Source organism: Pseudoruegeria sp. HB172150, assembly GCF_013184805.1.
Taxonomy (GTDB): Bacteria; Pseudomonadota; Alphaproteobacteria; order Rhodobacterales; family Rhodobacteraceae; genus Psychromarinibacter.
In genome coordinates this window covers 53604-74994 of sequence record NZ_JAATNG010000003.1, presented here as the reverse complement: position 1 = coordinate 74994, position 21391 = coordinate 53604, and the positions used below count along the sequence as shown (strand labels likewise).

At 62.2% G+C, this 21391-nt stretch carries 21 protein-coding genes; 7 read left to right on the top strand and 14 right to left on the bottom strand.

Annotated elements, in window-relative coordinates:
- Nucleotides 1-131 precede the first annotated feature (131 nt).
- The 5 genes from HCO70_RS15065 to fliL form a co-directional block, all read right to left on the bottom strand.
- Nucleotides 132-2597 (bottom strand): hypothetical protein, encoded by a 2466-nt coding sequence (locus HCO70_RS15065; protein WP_172297624.1) that lies wholly within the window; start codon nt 2595-2597, stop codon nt 132-134.
- Nucleotides 2597-3466 (bottom strand): flagellar motor stator protein MotA, encoded by an 870-nt coding sequence (gene motA, locus HCO70_RS15060; protein WP_172297622.1) that lies wholly within the window; start codon nt 3464-3466, stop codon nt 2597-2599. Before motA ends, HCO70_RS15065 begins: the two co-directional genes overlap by 1 nt.
- Before the next feature lie 87 nt (nt 3467-3553).
- Nucleotides 3554-4189, bottom strand: a complete 636-nt coding sequence (locus HCO70_RS15055; RefSeq protein WP_172297620.1) for a MotE family protein — start codon at nt 4187-4189, stop codon at nt 3554-3556.
- On the bottom strand, nt 4186-4692 hold the full coding sequence (locus HCO70_RS24870; RefSeq protein ID WP_253913322.1) for a hypothetical protein: 507 nt from the start codon (nt 4690-4692) through the stop codon (nt 4186-4188). Before HCO70_RS24870 ends, HCO70_RS15055 begins: the two co-directional genes overlap by 4 nt.
- An 8-nt stretch (nt 4693-4700) precedes the next feature.
- The gene (fliL, locus tag HCO70_RS15045; RefSeq protein WP_172297618.1) at nt 4701-5216 is read right to left on the bottom strand and encodes a flagellar basal body-associated protein FliL; all 516 of its coding nucleotides are present in this window, start codon (nt 5214-5216) and stop codon (nt 4701-4703) included.
- Nucleotides 5217-5323: 107 nt separating this feature from the next.
- Here fliL and fliF point away from each other — a divergent pair, with 107 nt between their 5' ends.
- The 4 genes from fliF to fliP are packed head-to-tail and all read left to right on the top strand — an operon-like array spanning nt 5324 to nt 8601.
- Nucleotides 5324-6976, top strand: coding sequence for a flagellar basal-body MS-ring/collar protein FliF (gene fliF, locus HCO70_RS15040; RefSeq protein ID WP_172297616.1), 1653 nt, complete (start codon nt 5324-5326; stop codon nt 6974-6976).
- On the top strand, nt 6976-7587 hold the full coding sequence (locus HCO70_RS15035) for a flagellar biosynthesis protein (RefSeq protein WP_172297614.1): 612 nt from the start codon (nt 6976-6978) through the stop codon (nt 7585-7587). Before fliF ends, HCO70_RS15035 begins: the two co-directional genes overlap by 1 nt.
- Complete coding sequence (locus HCO70_RS15030) at nt 7580-7852, top strand: FliM/FliN family flagellar motor switch protein (RefSeq protein ID WP_253913321.1); 273 nt, start codon at nt 7580-7582, stop codon at nt 7850-7852. The genes HCO70_RS15035 and HCO70_RS15030 overlap by 8 nt, the downstream gene beginning before the upstream one ends.
- A gap of 5 nt (nt 7853-7857) precedes the next feature.
- Nucleotides 7858-8601 carry a flagellar type III secretion system pore protein FliP gene (fliP, locus tag HCO70_RS15025; RefSeq protein ID WP_172297612.1) on the top strand — a complete coding sequence of 248 codons (744 nt, stop codon included), beginning with the start codon at nt 7858-7860 and terminating at the stop codon, nt 8599-8601.
- A gap of 175 nt (nt 8602-8776) precedes the next feature.
- Here fliP and HCO70_RS15020 read toward each other — a convergent pair whose 3' ends face one another.
- From HCO70_RS15020 to HCO70_RS14995, 6 genes are all read right to left on the bottom strand, one after another.
- Entirely contained in the window at nt 8777-9877 is a 1101-nt protein-coding gene (locus HCO70_RS15020; protein ID WP_172298247.1) for a flagellar basal body P-ring protein FlgI, read from the bottom strand.
- On the bottom strand, nt 9877-10887 hold the full coding sequence (locus HCO70_RS15015; protein WP_172297610.1) for a flagellin: 1011 nt from the start codon (nt 10885-10887) through the stop codon (nt 9877-9879). Before HCO70_RS15015 ends, HCO70_RS15020 begins: the two co-directional genes overlap by 1 nt.
- 2 nt (nt 10888-10889) lie before the next feature.
- A complete protein-coding gene (gene flgK / locus HCO70_RS15010) occupies nt 10890-12344 on the bottom strand; it encodes a flagellar hook-associated protein FlgK (RefSeq protein ID WP_172297608.1) in 1455 nt (484 codons plus the stop codon).
- Nucleotides 12345-12366: 22 nt separating this feature from the next.
- Nucleotides 12367-13677, bottom strand: a complete 1311-nt coding sequence (locus tag HCO70_RS15005) for a flagellar hook protein FlgE (RefSeq protein ID WP_172297606.1) — start codon at nt 13675-13677, stop codon at nt 12367-12369.
- 99 nt (nt 13678-13776) lie between these two features.
- The gene (locus tag HCO70_RS15000) at nt 13777-14628 is read right to left on the bottom strand and encodes a flagellar motor protein MotB (RefSeq protein ID WP_172297604.1); all 852 of its coding nucleotides are present in this window, start codon (nt 14626-14628) and stop codon (nt 13777-13779) included.
- A 176-nt stretch (nt 14629-14804) separates the two neighbouring features.
- Nucleotides 14805-16385, bottom strand: a complete 1581-nt coding sequence (locus HCO70_RS14995; protein ID WP_172297602.1) for a GMC family oxidoreductase — start codon at nt 16383-16385, stop codon at nt 14805-14807.
- Between the two features lie 146 nt (nt 16386-16531).
- Here HCO70_RS14995 and HCO70_RS14990 point away from each other — a divergent pair, with 146 nt between their 5' ends.
- From HCO70_RS14990 to HCO70_RS14980, 3 genes are all read left to right on the top strand, one after another.
- The gene (locus HCO70_RS14990; protein ID WP_172297600.1) at nt 16532-17464 is read left to right on the top strand and encodes a VOC family protein; all 933 of its coding nucleotides are present in this window, start codon (nt 16532-16534) and stop codon (nt 17462-17464) included.
- A 3-nt stretch (nt 17465-17467) separates the two neighbouring features.
- Nucleotides 17468-18073: an alpha/beta hydrolase gene (locus HCO70_RS14985; protein WP_172297598.1), complete on the top strand. Its 606-nt coding sequence runs from the start codon at nt 17468-17470 to the stop codon at nt 18071-18073.
- A gap of 185 nt (nt 18074-18258) precedes the next feature.
- Complete coding sequence (locus tag HCO70_RS14980; RefSeq protein WP_172297596.1) at nt 18259-19266, top strand: LacI family DNA-binding transcriptional regulator; 1008 nt, start codon at nt 18259-18261, stop codon at nt 19264-19266.
- A gap of 6 nt (nt 19267-19272) precedes the next feature.
- Here the strand turns inward: HCO70_RS14980 and HCO70_RS14975 are convergent, their stop codons facing one another.
- From HCO70_RS14975 to HCO70_RS14965, 3 genes are all read right to left on the bottom strand, one after another.
- Entirely contained in the window at nt 19273-19575 is a 303-nt protein-coding gene (locus HCO70_RS14975) for a DUF4387 family protein (RefSeq protein WP_172297594.1), read from the bottom strand.
- Complete coding sequence (locus HCO70_RS14970; RefSeq protein WP_172297592.1) at nt 19568-20929, bottom strand: acyclic terpene utilization AtuA family protein; 1362 nt, start codon at nt 20927-20929, stop codon at nt 19568-19570. The genes HCO70_RS14975 and HCO70_RS14970 overlap by 8 nt, the downstream gene beginning before the upstream one ends.
- A gap of 85 nt (nt 20930-21014) precedes the next feature.
- Complete coding sequence (locus tag HCO70_RS14965; protein ID WP_172298245.1) at nt 21015-21380, bottom strand: VOC family protein; 366 nt, start codon at nt 21378-21380, stop codon at nt 21015-21017.
- Between the last annotated feature and the right edge of the window lie 11 nt (nt 21381-21391).

Sequence of the window (21391 nt, the reverse complement as noted above, 5' to 3'; positions counted from 1 at the left end):
CGTGTGGAGCGGAACCTGCTGTGCCATGGTACTGTATTTGCGGGCATTCTGCCGACCGGTCGAAAGAACATTTTTCGGTGAGACATGGTCTAGCCGCCGTCCATTGAGAAACCGTAAGCGGGGGCCGGGAATCAGCCCTCCGGCGGCGGCGAACCGGCAAGAAGGCGTTCGAGAATGCGTCGTGCCTCGCGGCTTTCGTCCAGCAGGGCGCGCGATTGCGCGAGTGCGCCGGGTACTTCGGTGGCGGTTTCGCCGCCCGGTGGTTCTGGTATATTCAGCGGAGCGGAGGTGCCACCGGCAAGCGCGGCGGCCTCCTTTTCAACACCTTCCACGATTTCGGAGGCGGCCGACCAGTCTTCGCTGCGCCAGAGCGCTCTGGCACGCGCCGCCTCGTCCCCGAGCTCTGTATAGGTTTCCGCCGCCTGCGTGTATTCGTTCGCCATTTCCAGCGCTTTGGCCCGCATTTCCTTGGCCTCGATGCTTTCCAGTCCGGCGAGATAGCCGATCACCAGATCCGGGCGCCGCTCTTCCAGATAGGCGCGCGCATACAGCAGCCGGTCTTCCACTGTCGGAATAGTGCTGTCCTGGGACATCTGGGCGCGTGCCGCTTCTGTCAGGCCGATTGCAATCAACCGATCCGCGATGGCCCTGCGCACCGCGTCTGCCTCCTCCGTCTGGTCTAGCTCGACCGGGCCGGGGAGCGTGAGATTCAGTAGGATTGCGTCCGATGCTTCCGCCGCTGCCATTTGCAGGATCTCAAGTTGCAGCGCGACCGCTGTCTGTGGCGGCAGCGCGGGCTGCGCCATACGGAGTTCCTCCTGTGCCCGTACCAGCTCTCCGGAACCGACCAACGCGCGAATTTCGACGCGTTTCAAATCCGTTGCCAGGGGTGAGCCGCGCACGGAAAACGCAAGGGCGGCAGCGTTGTCGCGCAGCTGTGCGGAAACGCGTTGGCCGGTATCGACCTGGGTGTCGATCAGCTTGATCAGTGCGTCCGGCGCCATTGGGCCGTCGGCCCGCACGATGTTCCTCAGGTGTTCGGCGCCCTGTTCTGCTTCGCCTGTGTCCAGCGCAAGCTCCGCCTCCATCATCTGAAATCCGTCGCCGTGATCGCCGAGCGCCCGGGCCACTGCATTTCGAACGGCGGTGGCGGCTGTCTCGTCTCCGCTTTCAAGCAGCCGTTCCACCAGCGATGGGCCCAGGTGGCGGCGCAGGTGGAGCGGTAGTTCGGAAAAGGTGGACAGCACGGACTCGGTCGCGATCCGATCGGACGGGCGGGCCTTGGACTGAGACAGGACGGCCCATAATGCCGCGCGGTTCTTGCACGCCATCAGGTCGTCAAAGGCACCGCCGCCCGCAACGGTGCCGTCATCCATGATTTCGGCCATGGTCAGGTAGATGTCGGCATCTGCCACGTCGTCTTCGAAAGCCTCGATCAGCACGCGCGCCTCAAGCCCGAAGGTGAGATACAAGTAGTTGCGTGCCAGCGCGGCGATGCTTTTCGGGTCGGCTTCGTCGAACTCACCGACGATCCGGCCACGATAGGGGGCCAGCGCCGCGCCATTTTCCAACGGTTCGCCCCAGTTTTCGATGTCGAGGTGCGCGTCGGAAATGCATTCGCCACCTTTCTCAGTCATCGGTGGGAGGGGGATCGGCCCGCTCTGGCCACGATCGACTGCAGTCTCTATCTTGACGTGTTCGTTGTCCTCGAGCGTGCCGAGCGTTGTTATCGGTTCCGGCTCGTCCGCCTGTGGCCCAGGTGGCGGGTGCGGTATCGGCTCCGGAGGGTGTGCTGCCCCTTCCGGTCGTTCTGTCGCTTCGTTCGCTTGGGGAGTTCCCTCCGGATTCGGATAAGGTCGACCGCGCGCCGTGTCGAGGGCGGCATCGATCTGCGCCTCGTCTGCCTGGATCATGCCTTGACCGGCTGCCCGGCTGATTTCGGACAAAATGTTCGCCTGCATCTCCGCCAGCCGCTCCTGCAATGTGCTGTCGGGCGCGGGCGCGGGTAATTCTCCGGTCGCCGGTGATGCGACGGATCCGCGTTCGCGCGGAACGAGGTCGAGGGCGAGGCTGTCCCGCCAGGCATAGGGCGTATGCAGCGGCCGGGTTGTAATCGGCATGAAGTTCTGGCGCGGCGGCTCTGGCGATGGCGGCTTGGCTTCGTCTGCCGCCGCCATTCTTTCCATCACAGTATCGGTTTCTTCCACCGGTTCCGGCAGAGCGGACTCGAACCGCGCGCCGTCTGGGGGCCGGCCGTCGCGAATGTCGATGACGAGGGCGTCGGCGGTTTCAAACAGCTCCGCGTGGCAGTTGCAGCTGACAGCAAGGAACAGTCGGCCGTCGTCCCGCGCCTCGATGTCCGAGATGCGGTTCCGACTGATCGGGACGAAGACACGGGTGAGGTTGTAGGTGGCGTTCGGCAGAACTGGCCGCAGTTCGTACCCGCCCGGGACGCGGCCGAATTTCCAGTTGGGAATGTCGCGGTAGAGCACCGCCAGCCGCGTGTAGCCCTGATGATCCCCGGACTGAACGCGATAAGTTTGCGCCGTAACCGGTGCGGTGAGAAACAACAGGAGGATACAAATCGTCCAGCGCATCAGGCGGCGTCCTGCTTGACGGCCTTCAGCGCCTCTTCGAGGTCGGAGAAGCTGGGCCGACAATGGCTAGGCGTATTCTGACGCCCGACTTCGATGCAGATGTTCGTTGCATGATTGTAAAGGTTCGCCACCAGCACCTCGCGTATCAGCTGGTAGAAATGTGCGTCCTCCTCGACCACGGTCTTGACCTTGGCGGCGAAGGGGCCGACCAGCCCATAGGCCAAGAACACGCCCAGAAAAGTGCCGACAAGCGCACCGCCGATTAGCTTGCCCAAGACTTCGGGCGGCTGATCGATCGACCCCATGGTCTTGATCACGCCAAGCACCGCCGCAACGATGCCGAGCGCTGGTAGTCCGTCGGCAACCGTCTGTAGCGCGTGGCTGGAATGCATGGCGTGGTGCAGGTTCGCCTCCATCCGCTTTTCAAGCACCTCCTCAACCTGGTGCGGGTCGTCGTAATTCATCGAGGCGGAGCGAAGCGTGTCGCAGATCAATGCGATGGCTTCCTTGTCCTTCAGAATCTTGGGATAGCGGCTGAAGATCCCGGAATTCGGCGGGTCTTCAATATGTTCTTCCAGCGCGACGGCATTGGACCGGGCGAGGCGGATCAGCTCGAATAGCAGGCACAGCAGGTCGCGGTAGTCGGAATGCTTCCATTGCGGTCCTTTGAACACTTTTCCGATGTCCTTCATCGTGTGCTTGATCGCGCCCATGTCGTTGGAGATAGCGAAGGCACCAACTGCGGCGCCGCCGATCATCATCATTTCAAAAGGCAGCGATTTGAGGATGATGGCCAGCTTGCCGCCGGCGAGGATGTAACCGCCGAAGACCATGATGAATATCACCACGATGCCGATTATGCCGATCATCTGAAGTCTCTTATCCTGCTGCTTTGCGGGTGCCTTCGGGCTACCGTCAGTTAGGCCTGTCCAGGTTAATGCCGCGTATCCGGCGGGCTATTCTGTAGGCGCATTCGCGTTGCGCCCGGCAAGCAGGACGCTGACGGTGTTGGCGGTGCCCGGTTCCAGACCGGCCATGATCGCGGCGGCCGCGTCGGACCGCATTCGACCGAGAAAACCTGCGGCGAATTCCGGCGCCATTTCCTCAAACAGGGCGGCGGCTTCCTTGGGTTTCATCTGCTCGTAAACCGCGGTCAGTCTGGCGAGGTCGCCCTCGGCCGCCTGGTCTGAAATCGTCACTAGTTCAGCAAGGTTCGCTTCGGCTTTTTCCAAAGCACTCAGGTTCTTCTCGATCTCCTGCTCGGCCAGGTTCAATGCGGCCGTGCGGTCCGCCAGTGCCGTTTCCCGTTCGACCAACCGTGCCTCGCGCTGGGCGAAGGCTTCGAGAAGAGCTGCGACATCAGGTGCAGGTTCGCACTCGGCCAGATCGTCGGATGCCGGCATCGCGTGACCCTCTTCGGATGTGAGATTGGCTATTTCCTCTGCTAGTACCTGACCGGTTCCGGATGCCAGGCGGGCGGCGCCCGAGGCCGTCAGCATCGCGATCAACAGCCACAGGACGCCGCGCCCGCTGCGCCGGCGCGCCTTGCGTTTGCTGGGCGCCTTACGGGTTTTCCGTGCTGCCTTGGTCATTCGGCGGCCTCCTGTGACCAGCTTCTCTGGCTTCGGAACACGCTTGGCACATTGTCCGGTTCCGGCGAGTTCGGTAGCTCTGACTGAGTCGGCTGTGTTTTGGGTGGACCGGGCTCGACCGGCGCCGGTGGCGCCGGCGCAGGTGCGTGGGCTTGGGTGGCGGGTTGCTCGTGTTCCGGCTCGGCACTTGGCGTGGCGGCGGGCGGTTGCCGCGGCGGGTCTGGCAGGTCATGCATCGCCGCCACGAGCACTTCCAGACGCTTGGAGACCGATTCCGCCCGAATGGTCAGATCCTTCAGCGAAGAGGTCGAGCCGATCGCCGCGCCCTGCGCCTTTTTCAGCGTTTTCGTCATGTCGTCGACCTGCGCCGACAACACAGCGATGGCGCCGCCAACGCCCTTTTCAAGGTCGTTGAATCTCCTCAGCCGGCGGGACAGGACGATGCAATACAGCGCCGCGCCCAGCGCCCCGGCGATGAGCAAGATGTCGGCGATAAGTTCCATTGTTCCCCTCAGTTCAGCACGAATTCCATGATCAACAGGTCCCGCACCCGGCCCTCGCCCGTCACGATCTTAATCCGTCGAAGCATCTGTGCGCGCAGCCGGATCAGCGCTGTCGGATCCTCCAGATCGTCGATGCTGACCGCGCGCAGATAGCTGTTCAGCACGTCCTGTACCCGTGGCAGAACATCGGTAACGTCCTGCTGATACTGCGGCGTCACCTCCAGCTGTGCGCGGAACCGCAGGTGCCGGCTGCTGGCGCCGGTGCCGAGGTTGATCACCAGTGGGTCGATGGGGACGAAAGCCACTTGCGGCAGCGGTAGCGCATCCTCCATCGCTTCGGCATGCGGATCGCCGTGCGCGTCAGCTGCGGCATCCTGTGCATCCTCTGGGCCGAGAATCATGCCGGAATACACGGCAAAAAACCCGCCGCCGCCCAGCACCAGGGCCAGCACGGTGCCGATCAGCATCGGCAGCTTCGACTTTTTCTTTAGCGCGCCGTCCTCTTCGTCGACGTCTTCGGCCATGTCGGACACCTTCAGATGTGACAGAGCCGGTATAGCCGAGTTCTGACTAACCGATTGTTAAGGCAGATAGAGCAGAAACGGGGCGTCCTTTCAGAATGGAGGCACCGTTGCAGCAATTTCAGTCGGCCTGGTCATCGCTCGACAGTCGGCGTCGTATTACCGTCGTCGGTGCGACAGTGATTATGTTCGCCGCGATCATCGCATTGTCGCGAGTAGCAGGGCAGCCGTCGATGTCGCTGCTCTACGCCGGCCTGGATCCGGGTGCGGCGGGTGAGGTTGTGGCCTCGCTGGATCAACAGGGCATAGCCTATGACGTGCAAGAAGGCGCGATCTTTGTCGACAGCACGCGGCGCGACGCATTGCGCATGACCCTTGCGGCAGAGGGACTGCCGGCCAATGGCGCGATGGGGTACGAACTGCTCGATTCGCTGACTGGCTTCGGAACCACGAGCCAGATGTTCGATGCCGCGTACTGGCGTGCGAAGGAAGGTGAGCTGGCGCGCACGATCTCTGCCAGCCCGGCGATTCGCGCAGCACGGGTGCATATTTCCAACCCGTCTTCCAATCCGTTCCAGCGTCACCTGAAGCCGACCGCGTCCGTGACCATCAGCGCTTCCTCTGGCGCGGTGTCGCCGGCGCAGGCGAAAGCGTTCCGCTACCTGGTGTCCTCTGCCGTGGCCGGACTGCAACCCGGAGACGTCTCGGTGATCGATGGAAACGGCGCGCTCGTCGGCACGGAGGATGACATGTCCGTATCCGGGAACGACCGTGCGGAGGAGCTGCGGCGGAACATCAAGCGTATCCTGGAGGCGCGTGTCGGCGTCGGTAATGCGGTGGTCGAGGTGCATGTAGAGACTGAAACCGAACGGGAGGCGATTACCGAGCGCCGGTTCGATCCCGAGGGCCGGGTCGCGATCAGCACCGATACCGAGGAGCGTTCCGGCTCGTCCAGCGGCACCGAGAACGGCGCCGTCACGGTGGCCAGTAACCTGCCCGAAGGCGATGCGGCCGGCGGCGACTCGAACTCGCAAAGCGAGAACACCGAAACCCGCGAGCGGGTGAATTATGAGGTCTCCGAGACCACGCGCGAATTGCTGCGTGCGCCGGGCGCGATCAAGCGGATCTCTGTCGCAGTTCTGGTCGACGGGTTGCGGACGCCCGACATCGCGACCGGAGATGGGAGCTGGGCGGCCCGACCACAAGAAGAGCTGGACACGCTTCGGGATCTGGTGGCCTCGGCCATCGGCTTCAATGCGGAGCGCGGCGACACGATCGCGATAAAATCGCTGGAGTTCGAACCGAACGAGTTTGCCGGCGAGTCGGAGCCGCCGGGTCTCCTGTCGCGAATGCAGATAGACGCGATGGCCCTGATACGGCTTGTGGTGCTGTCGCTTCTTGCGCTGGCGATGGGCCTATTCGTCATACGCCCAGTCTTTGCACGCGAGGCAAATGCGACGCCTGCCCTGGCCGCGCCGGGTGACAGCGGCGAAACGGGTGCCGACTCCGAATTGAGTGCCGGGGACGAGCTGCCATTGGGCGACACCGTGCTGACAGGCGAGATCGATGATGGTCTGGAACCTCTTCCGACGATGTCTCTTGTCGGCGATGACGGAGGCCTGCCGGAGATCCTGCCGACGCCGGGCTTCCAGTACGAAGAGAATCCCGTCGACCGGTTGCGGCAACTGATCGAGGAGCGGCGTGATGAAACGATCGAGATCCTGCGCAGCTGGATGGAGGACGAGGATAAGGAGACCGCGTGATGCCAGGGCTGATGCTTGAAGATTTCGATACGGAACCGCCGGCACCGCCCCAAGCCGCCACGTCGCCAGCCGTTGCCGATCAGACGCTGCTGGGCGAAGACGCCCGCACCGCGGCTTTTGAAGAGGGGTATCAGGCCGGCTGGGATGATGCGGTGTCGGCACATTCTCAAGACAGGCAGCGCATCGGCGCCGAATTCGCGCGCAATCTGCAGGAGTTATCCTTCACCTTTCACGAGGCACGGGCCCATGTCCTCCATGCAATGGAACCCTTGTTGAACGAATTGGTGAACACGGTCCTGCCCGGGATCGTCGCAGAGACATTTGCGCTGACCGTGCAGGAAGAACTTCGCCCGCTGATCGCCAGCAGTGCCGATGTCCCAATCGATCTGGTCGTGGCACCTGGCGCGCGGACCGCGCTTGAGGGACAAATCGCCGAGAATGCTGCCGCGGCAATCCGCCTGGTTGAGGAGCCGACCCTTGTCGAGGGCCAGGCCTTTCTGCGGATCGGGAAGGTGGAGCGGCAGGTCGATCTGTCCGGCGCGCTGACGCAGATCCGCGCCGCGGCCGCGGCGCTTCATGAATTGAACGAAAGGACGCTGCAACATGCCTGACACAATGGGCGAGGACCACCCCTTCACCCGCGTTCCGATCGAGATCATGGTGTCGGTCGGCCGCGCCCATCCAGTGGTCCGCGAACTTCTGGCGCTGCAGAACGACGCGGTTCTGGTTTTGGACAAGCGGGTTGAGGATCCCGTCGAGCTTTATGTCGGCGACAAGCTGATCGCACGGGGCGAGCTGCAGGAACTGGATGGCGAAAATACCGGTCAACTGGCAGTGCGGCTGACCGAGGTCGCCGATCTCAGCAACGGTCTCTGACCGTGATGCGAACCGGCGCGGCCACGGCTTGCCTGGCACTGGCTGGTCTGTATCTGACTTGCGCACCGGCGCTTGCGCAGGAAATCAGCATCGATCTCAGCAACGGCGACGGGACGCTTGCTGCGCGGTCGATCCAACTGATCGTACTGGTCACGGTGCTGAGCCTCGTGCCCGGCCTCGCCATAATGATCACCTGTTTTCCCTTCATTGTCACCGTCCTGTCGATCCTGCGGCAGGCTATCGGGTTGCAGCAGTCGCCGCCCAACATGCTGATCATCAGTCTCGCCGTGTTCCTGACCTACTTTGTGATGCAGCCGGTTTTTACCGAAGCGTGGAACCAGGGTGCACAGCCACTGATCGACGGCAAGCTGGAGCTTGAACCCGCATTTCAGCAGGCGATCGATCCGTTCCGTGGCTTCATGGCTAACCGCCTCGACCCGGATACATTGGAGCGTCTGGCGAGTCTGCGGCCGGAGACAGAAGGAATGTCGGCTCCGCTCGAGGAGGCGCCCCTGTCCCTGCTGATCCCGTCCTTTCTGCTCAGCGAGATCGAACGCGCATTTCAGATTGGATTCCTCATATTCCTGCCGTTTCTGATCATCGACCTGGTCGTGGCCGCGATCCTGATGTCGATGGGCATGATGATGGTTCCGCCGGCCATCGTCTCTCTCCCGTTCAAGCTGGCCTTTTTCGTGGTTGCGGACGGCTGGAGCCTGATTACCGGCGCGCTCGTCCGGAGCTACTTCTAGTCCGTCCGATCCTGGGCGGCTGCGTATCCCGGCCGTGCAAATGAGTTCCCTTAGCAGAGGAGATGTTGAAGCGACACTTTCGAACAGACAAAATCTGCAGTGACAACTCCTGCGGCCAGCCGTCCAGACCAAAGGCGTCCGAACTCGGGCCAGACCATCGTCGAGTTTTTGACTGTCAGCGGACGATGAATTCCGCATGCAAGGCACCGGCTGCTTTGATGCTCTTTAGAATGTCGATCATATCGCGGGGGCTGACACCCAAGGCGTTCAAACCGGCGATGACCTGGGAGAGCGACGTCCCGTCTGGAATCTCGGCCAGTCCGATGCCCGGCTCTTCTTCGATCTCGGCGGCGGTCCTCGGCACAACCACGGTTTCGCCCGGGGAGAACGGGTTCGGCTGGATTACAAGAGGGGTCTCGTCGATCCGCAGTGTCAGATTGCCCTGGCTGACGGCCACGCGGCTGATTCTGACGTCTTCGCCAAGGACGATTGTGCCCGACCGCTGATCGACGACGACCCGTGCCCGGCGCTGTGGTTCGACGGGGATGTTTTCGATTCGCCCCATCGCGTGGGCGGGAGAAGCGGCGCCAGTTGCGGCAACATTCACGACCACCGTTCCAGGGTCGATCATCCGGGCCACCGGTCGACTTAATGTGGCGTTTATTGCAGTTTCGATCAGGCCAGCGGTGGTGAAATCCGGCGTACGAAGCGCCAATCGCACGGTATCAAGATCGGCGAAGTCGAACTCGACCTCTCGTTCGACTCGTGCGCCGGACGGGATTACCCCGGAGGTCGGCACACCCTGTATTTCTGTAGCCGCCTCGCCTTCGGCGGAGATGCCGCCGGCAATGACCGTGCCCTGCGCAACGGCGTAAATCTGGCCATCCGCCGCGTTGAGGGGCGTCATCACCAGCGTCCCTCCCAGAAGGCTGCTGGCGTCGCCGATGGCGGATACCGTGATGTCGATCTGGGAGCCAGCGCGGGAAAACGGGGGCAGGGCGGCGGTGACAAAGACCGCAGCTACGTTGCGCGGACGGAACTGCTCTCCCGTTACATTCACACCCAGCCGTTCAAGGATGTTCGACATGATTTCTTCGGTGAAGGGCGCGTTTCGGATACCGTCTCCGGTGCCGTTCAACCCGACCACCAATCCGTATCCGACGAGGTCGTTGCCGCGGACGCCGTCGAATTCGACGAGGTCCTTGATGCGGACCGGCGCGGATAGGGACACGCCGGCGAAGAAGATCACGAAGACAATGGTAGCAAGGCGCGCCATCATCTGAGGAAATCCGTAAGGGTCAGGCGCGCGGCGCGTGCCGTGATGGTGTAGAGCGCTTCGAGCTGAAGCTGTGCCGCCTCCAGATCGACGGCGGCGTCGTAGGGATCGGCGGCTATCATCTGGTTGCGCGTGAGCCTTAACGCGGTCGTTTCGCTGACATTCCGGGATATCGCAACCTCGATCGCGGCTTCGGCGGCACCGATCCGGCCGCGCAACTCGACGACGTCGGCATTGGCGTTGAACATGCGTTCGCCTGCAAGGCCGAGCAGTGCGCCCTGTTCCGCCTCCAACCCGTCGAGCGCGCCGGCGTCGGCAAGTGCGGCAAGTGCATAGCTCTTGAGGAGGTCGCGGATTTCCTGGTCGGCGGCAGTCGCCGGCAGGCTGACGCTCTGCTCAGACCCGACCCGGAAAGGCGACAACGCGGTTGTGCTTCCGAGATAGCCGTTCGTTTCGAAGCCTCCACCGGGATCGTCGAACCAGGCGATCACTATGGTTTCTACGCCGACGGCGGTGGTTTCCGCGACGACGGCAGCCGCGAGATCGCCGAGCATCGTCTCGGCGTCGGCGAGGGCAGGGCCCGTGGTGGCGGTGCCGCCCAGCAAAGTGCGGTCGGCGGCACTGGTGTTCAGAGTCGACACGACGGTAGAGAACCGGGCCCGCGAGTCCGAGGAAGTGGCAGAGATCCACGAAGCATGGGCGGAGTCGGCCGATTCAAGCAGCAGGGGTGCCAGGTCGGCGCTTGATTCCTGAACCGTGCCAAGCGCTACCTGCAGGGAACTGGCGAAAAGCGACGCTTCCTCGGCGGAGGTCTTGTGGGCGGCGAGCGATCTCAGTTGATGTTCGATCGCTGCAAAAGCGCCGAAATGGCCCGCCGTGGCCTCGCGCAGGTCGCTGCGCCGGCCGCTGGCGAGTTCGTCAGTGAGACGCGCGATATCCCTGCGGATGCGCGTGCCATGCAGCTTCTGCTGAAAGGACATGGCGAGATCGCCGAGTGGCAGGAGTGTCATAGTCAGAGTCCCAGAATCTGCTGCATCATTTCGTCAATTGACGCCATTACACGGGCATTGGCAGTATATGCCTGCTCGACCAGCAGCAGTTCCTGCATTTCCTGGTCCGTATCGACGGCGTCCTGAAGCTCGGCGGTGATCAGCGCGTCGGTCTCGGCGCGCGAGTAGGATACCTGCGATTCGGCGGCGAAAGCCCCGATCGAGACGTAGGACAGGAAATCGCCGGCGAGGCCGATAGCGTCGCGCGCCACCGAGAACACCCCGGAGCCCGGGGTCACATCATCGGCCAGTGCCGCGCTGAGCGCGTTCAGTAGGCTCGCATTGCCTGGGTCGCCGATAGCCGCTGCACCGAGCCCGTCACGGATACGCCATACGGCGCCGCCTTGGTCCGGATCAGCCAGCGCGTTGAGCGAAATGCGGCCGGCCAGGCCGAGCTCCTCGGTCAGATCGAGTGCCAGGCCATTATCGGTGAACAGGCCCGGATCGCCGGCGGTCAGCGTGGGGTCGACGGTCACGTCCTCAAATCGTTCGATCAGGTTGCGGGCGACTGCGTCCAGCTGCGTCTGGAGGCCTGGCGCAATTTCGTCGCGGATCCGGAACAGGGCATCGAGTCGGCCGCCGGAAATCGGACCATTCTCGGCACCAGTCGAGATGTCCTGGCCGTTGATCGTCAACCCCGACAGTCCGCCCCCGGCCTGCGTCATGTAGACAGTCAGCATCGGAACGCCAGTGAAACCGAAATCGGCGGCCTTGCTGTCGACCAGCATCGCGCCACCGGGCGAAAACAGAGCTATGGCGCCATTGTCGCGCGGTACCTGCTGGACGGGGATCAGCCCGGCAATGCTGTCGATTACCTGCTGGCGGGCGTCGATCAGCGAGGAGGTGTCGCGGGTGGAACTGCTGAACTGGATGATCTTAGCGTTCAGGTTGACGACCTGCCTGAGCGCGGAATTGAGGTCATCGACAGATTCCGCGATCGCCCTGTCAGCGTTCAGCCTTTCGTCCTGCACCTTGTCATGGAGTGCGTTCAGCTTTTCTGCCACCCGGCTGGCCGTTTCCGCAACAGCGAGCAGCCGGGCTTCACTATCCGGGCGACTAGCAGCCTCGATCAGGGATGTCTCGAAACTGCTGAGCCGGTCGCTCAGTGATCCGGGTTCGTCTGGAAGTCCGATTGAATCCTCGGTGCCGTTCAGGAAATCGGCGCGGACCTGGGCATTGGCCAAGCCTGCTTCAGCTCCGCGGCGCTGGCTCAATAAAAGGAGATCTTCCTTACGAGTCACGCCGATAATACTGACGCCAGGCACCAGGCCACCGACCAGCCCCGAGGCAAGCTCCACCTGGCGGCGGCCGTAACCGGGCGTCGCCGCGTTAGCGACGTTGGACGACACGACTTCTGCCCGGCGAGACGCTGCCGTCAGGCCGGATAGGGCGGCGTTTAAGGCGGTAGAAATCGACATGGCGGACCCCCGTCAGGACGTGTCAGCGTTTGATGTTGGTGGTTTCCTGCAGCATCTCGTCGACGGTCTGGATCACCTTAGCGTTCGACGAATAAGCTCTCTGGGTCTGGATCAGGGTGGTCAACTCGCCCGCGACATCGGTGGTCGATCCTTCGCGGGCAAAACCTGAAATCTCTCCGGTCGGGCCGTCACCGGCATCCCACAGAAAGAAGGAACCGGAATTCGGCGAGACCTGATAGGCTTGGTCGCTGAGCGAGATCAGGGCGTTGGGGTTGGGCACGTCGACAAGGGGCACCTGGTAGATCGTGCGGGTAAAGCCAGTGTCGTAGGTCGCCTGGATGTAGCCATTGGCATCGATTTCCACCGCCGTAAGGTTGCCGACCGGGGAACCGTCTTTGGTGATGGACGTCGGTGCGAAGCTGTCGGAAAGCTGGGTTAGCCCGTTCGGGTCGCCGAGGCGTCCGATCGTAACGGACATTGGACCGCCGGCCACCGTAAGATCCAGTACGCCGGTGGCCGAATCGTAGGTGCCGCCGGACACGACGGTGACGGACTGCAACGTTCCGCCATTGGCGCGGCTGTCGTCGAAGACAACGGTATATTCACCGATCACCGCTCCGGCCTGCGCCGAGTCTGCGATCACCATGGTCCATTCGTTCGACATTCCGGCGGCGGCGGGGATTGTCGGGGTAAAGGTAATGTCGAGCGACTCTGAGGTGCCGAGGTTGCCGAAATATTCGACCGAAAGCGGAAGCGAGTCTCCGGAAGAGCCGAACTCCGTCTCTGTCGCCGGCAGGTTAATGCCAAGCCCCATCTCGGTCGTCGGATCGCCGGAAGTCTGGTTGAAGTTGATCACCACTGGCTCCAGATCCGTCGCAGTGTCACGTGCATTGGTCGGGATAGTGCCGTCGGCATCGGCAGCCCAGCCCAACAACACCAGTCCGGTTTCCGTCTTCAGGATGCCCGAGGCGTCGGTGCGGAAGGACCCGGTGGTGGTCATCATCATCGGCTCGTCATCGAGCCCGACATCAAGCGCCACCTCTGTCGTGACTGGCAGCATGCCGCGGCCGGAGACGGCGATGTCCAGCGGGTGGCTGGTGGCAACCAATGGCCCGTGTTCGTCGATCAGTCGGGTTGTCGAGGCCTGAACGCCGCCCGCGGAATATGTGCCGCTGCCCTGCGTTCCGTTGATCACGAAGGACCGGAATTCCGCCGTCGCACGCTTGTAACCGTATGTATTGGAGTTTGCGATGTTGTCCGAAACCGTCGCCAACCGTGTCGCGTTGGCGTTCAATCCGGCCACACCGGCGGAGAGAGCGGAAGAAATGGTCATCGAAAAGCGCCTTTCTGCTGCATCGGGCCACTGTCAGCCGGAGGGGTAACCCCCACCGGCTTAACAGCCCGCTAACAGGTAAAATGCGCCACAAAAGCCTTAGATGTTCTCCCGAAGCAGGATCAGTTCGATGCGGTTGTTCCGAGCCGCCATGGGGTTCTCCGCCACCGGTTTCCGGTCTGCATATCCGGTGACGCGTTCCATCCTTTCAGGCGGCAGACCAGACCCTTCCAGCATGCGCCGGACCATGTCGGCCCGGTCGCTGGACAGATTCCATACCGGGTTTTCAGCCAGGACCACTGCATGGGATCTTGTGTAGCCGTTGACGGCAACGTCGTTGATGACGACCGCAAAGACCGCCGAAACGATCATAGCGATCTCTGACATGATCTCGGTCGGCTGGTCCGTCCCCTCGTGGAACAGCGGCTCGCCGGGCAGGTCAAACACTTCCACGATCAGGCCCTCGTCGGTGACGCGGGTCACGATGTGGCGCGCGGCCTCTTCGCTGGCCATGCTTTCACCCGACAACGCCGAGAGCTGTTCCTCGATCTCCTGCAGCGTCCGGGTTTCTTCCTCGTGGCCGTTTTCATTCTCTTCGGCCTCGGCAATGCCGGTATCGCCTCGGGCCAGATGCTCCTCGGTCGGGTTTTGCTGCGAGGCTCCAATGCCGCTGCGGACCATATGGTTCTCGGCCATGATATCCTCGCCCCCGAAGGAGCCGTCACCGCCGCCGGACATGCGATTGATCGGGATCGTTGGATTGAAATAATCCGCGATGCCCTTTCGTTGCTTTTCAGTTGTTGCGTTCAGCAGCCACATCAGCATGAAGAAGGCCATCATGGCCGTGACGAAGTCGGCATAGGCAACCTTCCACGCACCCCCGTGGTGTCCGTCGCCGCCGACGACCTTCTTCCGCTTGATGATGACTGGCGCGTTGGAAGTCGCGCTCATCCCACCACCTCGAAATAGTACCCCCGCGGTGTATTTAGCATCGGGGTATGAAAGCGGGTTTAATATCTCGAAGTGTCGTCAATGAGTCAGGCGACTCGCAGGCGGTTATGTGTCTGGAACTTTAAGAAAAACCAGCGTCCGATTTACGAAAATCATTCGGCTACGACCCAAATCTGTCAACCTGTGCGGATCATGTCCGCGGCCTTCTCGGCAATCATGATGACGGGGGAGTTGGTATTGCCACTGGTGATCGTCGGCATCACGCTGGCGTCGACTACGCGCAGTCCTTCGACTCCCCGTACGCGAAGCGCACCGTCGAGAGGCGCTTCGGCATCCGTGCCCATGCGGACCGTGCCTACCGGGTGGAAGATGGTTGTTCCGATGTCGCCGGACGCGCGCGCAAGCTCTTCGTCGGATTGGAAACCCGAGCCGGGCTTGAATTCGAGCGGCTGGTACTTCGCGAAAGCATCCTGTGCCACGATCTTGCGGGTCATTCGGATCGCGTCGGCCGCGACTTTGCGGTCACGCTCGGTCGACAGGTAGTTCGGCCGGATTTCGGGATGCGCGGTCGGGTCCGGTGAAGCGATACGCACATGGCCGCGGCTTTCGGGACGCAAGTGGCAAACACTGGCGGTGATCGCGTCAAAGGCGTGCAACGGCTCCCCGAAGGCGTCTAGCGACAGGGGCTGCACGTGATATTCCAGATCCGCCGTTGCCACGTCCGGGCTGGATCTGGCGAATGCGCCCAACTGTGATGGCGACATCGACATCGGCCCGGAGCGAAAGAGCGCATATTCTGCAGCGATCTTTGCTTTTCCGAGGAGACTGGCCGACATCATGTTCAGTGTTACGGCATTTGACACTTTGTAGGAGCAACGCAGCTGCAGATGGTCCTGCAGGTCTTCGCCGACGCCCGGTACCTCATGGATCACATCGATCCCGTATTTCCGTAGAAGATCACCAGGTCCGATGCCCGATAGCTGCAGGAGTTGCGGCGACCCGATCGCGCCCGCAGCCAGAATCACTTCCCTGCGCGCGCGGACCTCCTTTACCTCGTTCGACTGCCGGTAACGCACGCCTACCGCGCGTCTGCCGTCAAAGATCACTGTTTCTGCCTGCGCAAGCGTTTCCACCCGGATCCGGTCCTTCGCCGGCTTCAGGAAGGCTTTCGCTGTGTTCCAGCGCCAGCCGTTCCGCTGGTTTACCCGGAAATAGCCGACGCCTTCGTTGTCCCCGGTGTTGAAATCGTCCACTGCGGGAATCCCCGCCTGCACCGCCGCCGCCATGAAATCGTCGAGGATCTCCCACCGCAGCCGCTGGTTCTCCACCCGCCACTCGCCGCCGGCGCCATGCAGTTCGCTGGCACCGTCCACATAGTCCTCGGACTTCCGGAAATATGGCAGCACGTCGGACCAGCCCCAGCCGGTCAGGCCCAGCTGCCGCCAGTGATCGTAATCTGCCGCCTGCCCGCGCATGTAGATCATGCCGTTGATCGAACTGCACCCGCCCAGGATCTTCCCCCGCGGATACAGCAGCGACCGCCCGTTCAGGCCCTTTTCTTCCACCGTCCGAAACCCCCAGTCGGTGCGAGGATTGCCGATGCAGTACAGGTACCCTACTGGGATATGCACCCAGTGGTAATTGTCACGCCCGCCCGCCTCCAGCAGAACGACCTGCCCCGCTTCGCTCAGCCGGTTCGCCAGCACGCACCCGGCCGTGCCGCCCCCGACCACGACGAAATCCGCCTCGGCCACCATTAACATCCTCCCCGGCATCCCCGCTCGGTCCTGTGCGATCTCACACAGAATAGGTGCCGGGACGCCCCTTTCATTACGCCAAGAAAAGACGACATTCAGGGACAACGCAACAGGCGTGCCGGATGGCCGGTGCGCGGAGATGTACCATGTTGGACCAGATCAACGGCCTGCACCACGTGACGTCGCTGGCAAGCGGCGCTCGGGCGAACAACGCATTCTTCACCAGAACCCTCGGCCTGCGCCGGGTAAAGAAGACCGTCAACTTCGACGCGCCAGAGGTCTACCACCTCTATTACGGCGACGAGGTCGGCACACCCGGTTCGGTGATAACATATTTCCCCTTCCCGAATGCAGCCCGTGGTCGACCGGGGCTGGGTGAAGTCGGTACCACCGTCTATTCTGTCCCGAAGGGCACTCTGAAGTACTGGCAGGAGCGGCTGGAATCTCTCGGCGTCGAGGGTCTTGGACATGGAACGACCTTCGGCCAGGACCGCCTGCACTTTGCCGGACCGGACGGCGACGCTTTCGCGCTTGTCGAGGTCGAAGACGGCCGCGCACCGTGGTCGGGCGGCGGCGTCCCGGATGACGAGGCGATACGTGGTTTCCATTCGGCGCATCTGCGCGTCAGCGACGGCGGTGCGACTGAAGAACTGCTGCGCTTCATGGGCTACGAGGAAGACGACCGCGACGGCGATACCGTCCGACTTCGAATACCGGACGGCAATGGCGCTGACGTGATTGATGTGGAAACGTTGAAGGGAGCGAACTACGCCCGTCAGGGCGCGGGTTCCGTCCACCACATCGCGTTCAGCGTCAACAACCGCGCGAAACAGCTAGAGGTGCGCAAGGCACTGTCCGACACCGGCTACCAGGTGACCCCGGTCATCGACAGAGACTATTTCTGGGCAATCTACTTCCGCTCGCCCGGCGGCGTCCTTTTCGAGGTGGCCACCAACGAACCCGGCTTCGATCGGGACGAAGACACCGCCCATCTCGGCGAGGCGCTGAAACTGCCGCAACAGCACGCCTACTTGCGAGATGTGCTGGAGCAGAAATATCTCGAGCCGATCGAGGACTGACCCATGACTTTTCATACGCTCGAATCCAGCGGCGCGCCCGGCGCGCCGCTTCTCTTCACGTTCCACGGTACGGGAGGCGACGAAACCCAGTTTCACGGGCTCGCGCGGCAGATGCTGCCCCATGCTCACATCATCTCGCCTCGCGGCGACGTATCGGAACACGGGATGAAACGGTATTTTCGCCGAACAGGCGAAGGTGTCTACGACATGGAAGACCTTGCGAAGCGGACCGTGACGATGGCGCAGTTCGTGGCGGATACCAAGGCACGGACCGGCGCGAGCCGGGTGTTTGGGTTCGGCTATTCCAACGGCGCTAATATCCTCGCGTCGGTCAACTTCGGTTATCCGGATCTGTTCGACCGGATCGGCCTGCTACATCCACTGATCCCATGGCGGCCGGAGCCGCAGCCCGACCTGGCCGGAAAAAAGGTTCTGATCACGGCTGGTCGTCAGGACCCGATCTGCCCCGCTCCGGCCACTGATGCGCTTGCGGATTGGTACTCCGGTCAGGGGGCGGAACTATCACTTGTTTGGCATAATGGCGGTCATGAGCTGGTTCACGATGAAATTCGGGCCCTGGCTGCATTTCTTGATCCCGTAGCGGTTTGACTCCGCTTGCCTTTTGGTTAAGCGACATGCATGCATCTCGGGCAGGGTCATGCATGTCGCCGCCGGCGGTTAACCATTAATTTATTGTTAACTTGGGTTAACTATCAGTGGGCTGTATGCCTTGCGCGGGTGTGGGAAGACCTTGGCAGGTATTTTCTTGCTGGGGGTGCATACAAAGGAAACGCATGGCTAAGCGTGCGACGATTCGCGACGTGGCTGAAAAGGCCGGAGTGTCGAAATCCACGGTGTCTTTAGTACTCCACGACTCGCCACTTGTGCGTCCGGAAACCAAGAAAGCCGTCACTGACGCGATCCGCGACCTGAACTACGTGCGCAACAGTGCCGCCGCGGCGCTTCGCAGTTCCAAATCGGGCCGTATCGGGATTGTCGTCAACGATCTGCGCACCCCGTTCGTTACCGAGTTCGTCGTCGCCGCACAAAAGGCGCTGGCGACGCGGGGCATGGTTGCATTGGTCGCCAACTCCGACGAAGATACGGATACCGAAGACCGCGCCGTCCGTCTGGCGCTGGAACAGGATATAGCCGGGCTGCTGATATCTCCTTGCCACGGCATCCAGCATCCGATCTTCGACACTGTACTGGCTGCGGGTGTCCCGGCCATCCAGGTGATGCGACAGGGCGATAAAAGGGTCGCACAGCTGCCATTCTATTCTTTCGACTATGCCATTGGCAGCCACCTCGCCACGCAGCACCTGTTGGATCAGGGGCTGACCCGTATCGCCTTTGTCGGCGGTCAGGCGGGCCATCAGATCGCAATGGAACGCGCCTCCGGCTACCGCGACATCATGGATGTTCACGGTCAAAGGCCGCTTGTCATACATGGCGAGTCCAACCGCTATTTTGGCAGGGAGGCTATGATGACAATTGCAAAAAAGTACCCGGACCTGCAGGCGGCGATCTGCATCAACGACAGCGTCGCGCTGGGTATTTCGGACGCGGCGGAAAAGGCCGGTCGGCGGATCGGCGAGGATTTCTATCTTGTCGGTTTCGACGACACGCCCGAATGCACGCAGGCCTATCCGCCGCTTAGCTCGGTGCATTGCGACGTTTCAGGGATGGCGCGGCAATGTGTGGCCGACCTGTACGACTGGATCGATACCGGTGTGAAACCGCTGGAGCAGGTGCGCCATCCCGCGCAGCTGGCGATCCGAGATTCCAGCAAGGTGCGCTGAACGCTCCTAGTTCACGTCCATTTCTTCGACCAGTGCGCCCCAGGCTGCGCCATGCATGTCGCGGTCGAAGCGCGTTCCCTGAACTTGCGGGCGCGGCAGCGAGAACTTCACCACGTTCAGCGAAGGTATGTCGAAGCGTTTCAATTGGGCCGCGTCGGTCTGAAACAGGGTTGCCACACGCTCGGTTGAGACGCCTTTCGACACCCGTTCGAACGCTTCCATCGAGCCGCAGAAGATATCGACCGTAAGCCAGAAAGGTCCGGCGTTCTTGCTGCGGACCTTTTCGACAATCGAACCAAGTTCAGGCATGGGGCAGGTTCATCACCTTGAGATCGAAGGCTTCCATCGGGTCGTTCAACTCCATGACGTGGTTCAGGCAAAACTCGAATATCTCGCCGCGCTCGACCTCGGCCGGCGAGAACGGGAAGGCAAACGTCGGCATCGCCTCTTCCGCCGTCAGAGAATGGTGCAGCAGATATGGGTTCAGCATCTTGGCGATCTCTTCCACCCGTTCCGGACTGGCTGCGGTCACAATGCCCGCCACACCAAGCTCGACGGCGCCATTTGCGCGGTTCTCCAGCGGTCCGAGGGTGGCGTTGCGGCCGATGATGCGCAGTTCGAGGTCGAAATCCTCGGCGCTCAGACCCAGTCTGTCCATCGCCTTGGCGCGGCATTTCTGCTGGATATCGGCGCACCACGCGTCCGCGTTCTCGACATAGTGCCTGTCCCGCAGCAGGGTCAGCAAAACGCTCTGGTAACCGGCGCGCCGGGCGCCTTCGAGCTTGACGGTATAGCGGTCCGAGGGCACCCATTCCGATCCCGTCACGCGCACCTGGCGTTCATCCAGTGCGGCATAGGCAGAAGCGGTGACGTCGAGATGCCCGCCGGGCTCGAACAGGATGAAAGGATCGGAGTTCTCATAGAGCATATGCGCCGATACCGTGTGCGGCGTCGCGTGCGAATCCTCGGCCATCGGCGTGATTGTGAAGCCCTCAGCGTCAAAGTCCACAAGGATGACGCCGGTTTGCGGATTGGTCGTACAGAGCGCGCCGCACTCGCCGATCTTCGCGCCGTGCCAGGCTGCGCCGGCCTTGTCGCCGCGCATCAACGGCAGGGCGGCGATGATGGCGGTGTCGGTCGTGCGCCCGGCGATGATGATGTCCGCTCCGGTTTCAATCGCGGTGGCGATTTGCTCTGCCCCCGCCAGCGCGACGATGTTGGAGCATTCTGCGATCAGGTCGGCGGAGATCTCTGGCGCCGGATACAGGGGTGATATCCGGCCACTGGTCAGCGCCTCTGCAACGCGCTTGTTCGGCTGGTCCGATTTCAGGACAGCAACCTTCGCGGACAGGCCGAGTTCACTGAGGATCTCCTCGGTAATGCCGACCAGCCAGTCCACCGCGCTTCCTGCGCCGCAGGTACCGGCCGTTCCGATCACCAGCGGCACGCCGGTTTTCTCCCGCGCTTCGATGAGGCCACGCCACTCCGCCTTGGTCGACGCCCGCGAATACTTGGAGACGCCACGCCCGAGGTAGCTTGGGCCGCTGTCGGTCGATCCGCCGTCGATAGCGATTATATCCGGCTTAGCCGCGAGGCCCCGTTCAAGGGCCGTGGGGTCGTAGCCCAGCCCGAGTGCGCCGGACGGAATGAGTACGCGGGTCATGGCCGTTCTCCCCCAAGAGGTGTCATGGGCATACTCCCCGGAATCGGGCGAGACAAGATCGACCGGTTGCGGGTGTGGCTCGGTTTCATGGTCGTTCTTCCAGCAGTTCAATCCGGTTTCCGAACGGATCATGGACGAAGATCCGGGTTATACCCGGCAAGTCGGCGTCGGAACTATATGGTATATCCTTGCTGTCGAGTATCGCGCGCATCTCTATCAAAGACGCGACCCTGAATGCTGGATGCGCCTTGCGCGCCGGGGCGAACGGGTCTTCGATGCCGAGATGTACGCGGACCGCTCTATTTTCGAACCATGCGCCACCACGATCCGCTAGAGCCTCGGGCTTGGCAACTACTGAAAGTCCGAGGACATCCTGATAGAAAAAACGCGCCTCGAACTCGCCTCCCTTCGGCATGGCCAGCTGAACGTGGTGGATTTCTTCAATCATCATCGACTCTTCAC

Coding starts and splice junctions, on each gene's coding strand:
- HCO70_RS15005 (WP_172297606.1), bottom strand. CDS start 13,677: ATGACCATTTCTTCCGCTCTCTCCGCCGGTGTGGCCGGATTGAACGCC.
- HCO70_RS14985 (WP_172297598.1), top strand. CDS start 17,468: ATGACTTTTCATACGCTCGAATCCAGCGGCGCGCCCGGCGCGCCGCTT.
- HCO70_RS15030 (WP_253913321.1), top strand. CDS start 7,580: ATGCCTGACACAATGGGCGAGGACCACCCCTTCACCCGCGTTCCGATC.
- HCO70_RS15055 (WP_172297620.1), bottom strand. CDS start 4,189: ATGACCAAGGCAGCACGGAAAACCCGTAAGGCGCCCAGCAAACGCAAG.
- HCO70_RS15065 (WP_172297624.1), bottom strand. CDS start 2,597: ATGCGCTGGACGATTTGTATCCTCCTGTTGTTTCTCACCGCACCGGTT.
- HCO70_RS15035 (WP_172297614.1), top strand. CDS start 6,976: ATGCCAGGGCTGATGCTTGAAGATTTCGATACGGAACCGCCGGCACCG.
- HCO70_RS15020 (WP_172298247.1), bottom strand. CDS start 9,877: ATGGCGCGCCTTGCTACCATTGTCTTCGTGATCTTCTTCGCCGGCGTG.
- HCO70_RS14965 (WP_172298245.1), bottom strand. CDS start 21,380: ATGATGATTGAAGAAATCCACCACGTTCAGCTGGCCATGCCGAAGGGA.
- HCO70_RS14980 (WP_172297596.1), top strand. CDS start 18,259: ATGGCTAAGCGTGCGACGATTCGCGACGTGGCTGAAAAGGCCGGAGTG.
- HCO70_RS14990 (WP_172297600.1), top strand. CDS start 16,532: ATGTTGGACCAGATCAACGGCCTGCACCACGTGACGTCGCTGGCAAGC.
- HCO70_RS14995 (WP_172297602.1), bottom strand. CDS start 16,385: ATGGTGGCCGAGGCGGATTTCGTCGTGGTCGGGGGCGGCACGGCCGGG.
- HCO70_RS14975 (WP_172297594.1), bottom strand. CDS start 19,575: ATGCCTGAACTTGGTTCGATTGTCGAAAAGGTCCGCAGCAAGAACGCC.
- HCO70_RS15015 (WP_172297610.1), bottom strand. CDS start 10,887: ATGACACTCCTGCCACTCGGCGATCTCGCCATGTCCTTTCAGCAGAAG.
- HCO70_RS24870 (WP_253913322.1), bottom strand. CDS start 4,692: ATGGAACTTATCGCCGACATCTTGCTCATCGCCGGGGCGCTGGGCGCG.
- fliP (WP_172297612.1), top strand. CDS start 7,858: ATGCGAACCGGCGCGGCCACGGCTTGCCTGGCACTGGCTGGTCTGTAT.
- HCO70_RS14970 (WP_172297592.1), bottom strand. CDS start 20,929: ATGACCCGCGTACTCATTCCGTCCGGCGCACTCGGGCTGGGCTACGAC.
- motA (WP_172297622.1), bottom strand. CDS start 3,466: ATGATCGGCATAATCGGCATCGTGGTGATATTCATCATGGTCTTCGGC.
- fliL (WP_172297618.1), bottom strand. CDS start 5,216: ATGGCCGAAGACGTCGACGAAGAGGACGGCGCGCTAAAGAAAAAGTCG.
- flgK (WP_172297608.1), bottom strand. CDS start 12,344: ATGTCGATTTCTACCGCCTTAAACGCCGCCCTATCCGGCCTGACGGCA.
- HCO70_RS15000 (WP_172297604.1), bottom strand. CDS start 14,628: ATGAGCGCGACTTCCAACGCGCCAGTCATCATCAAGCGGAAGAAGGTC.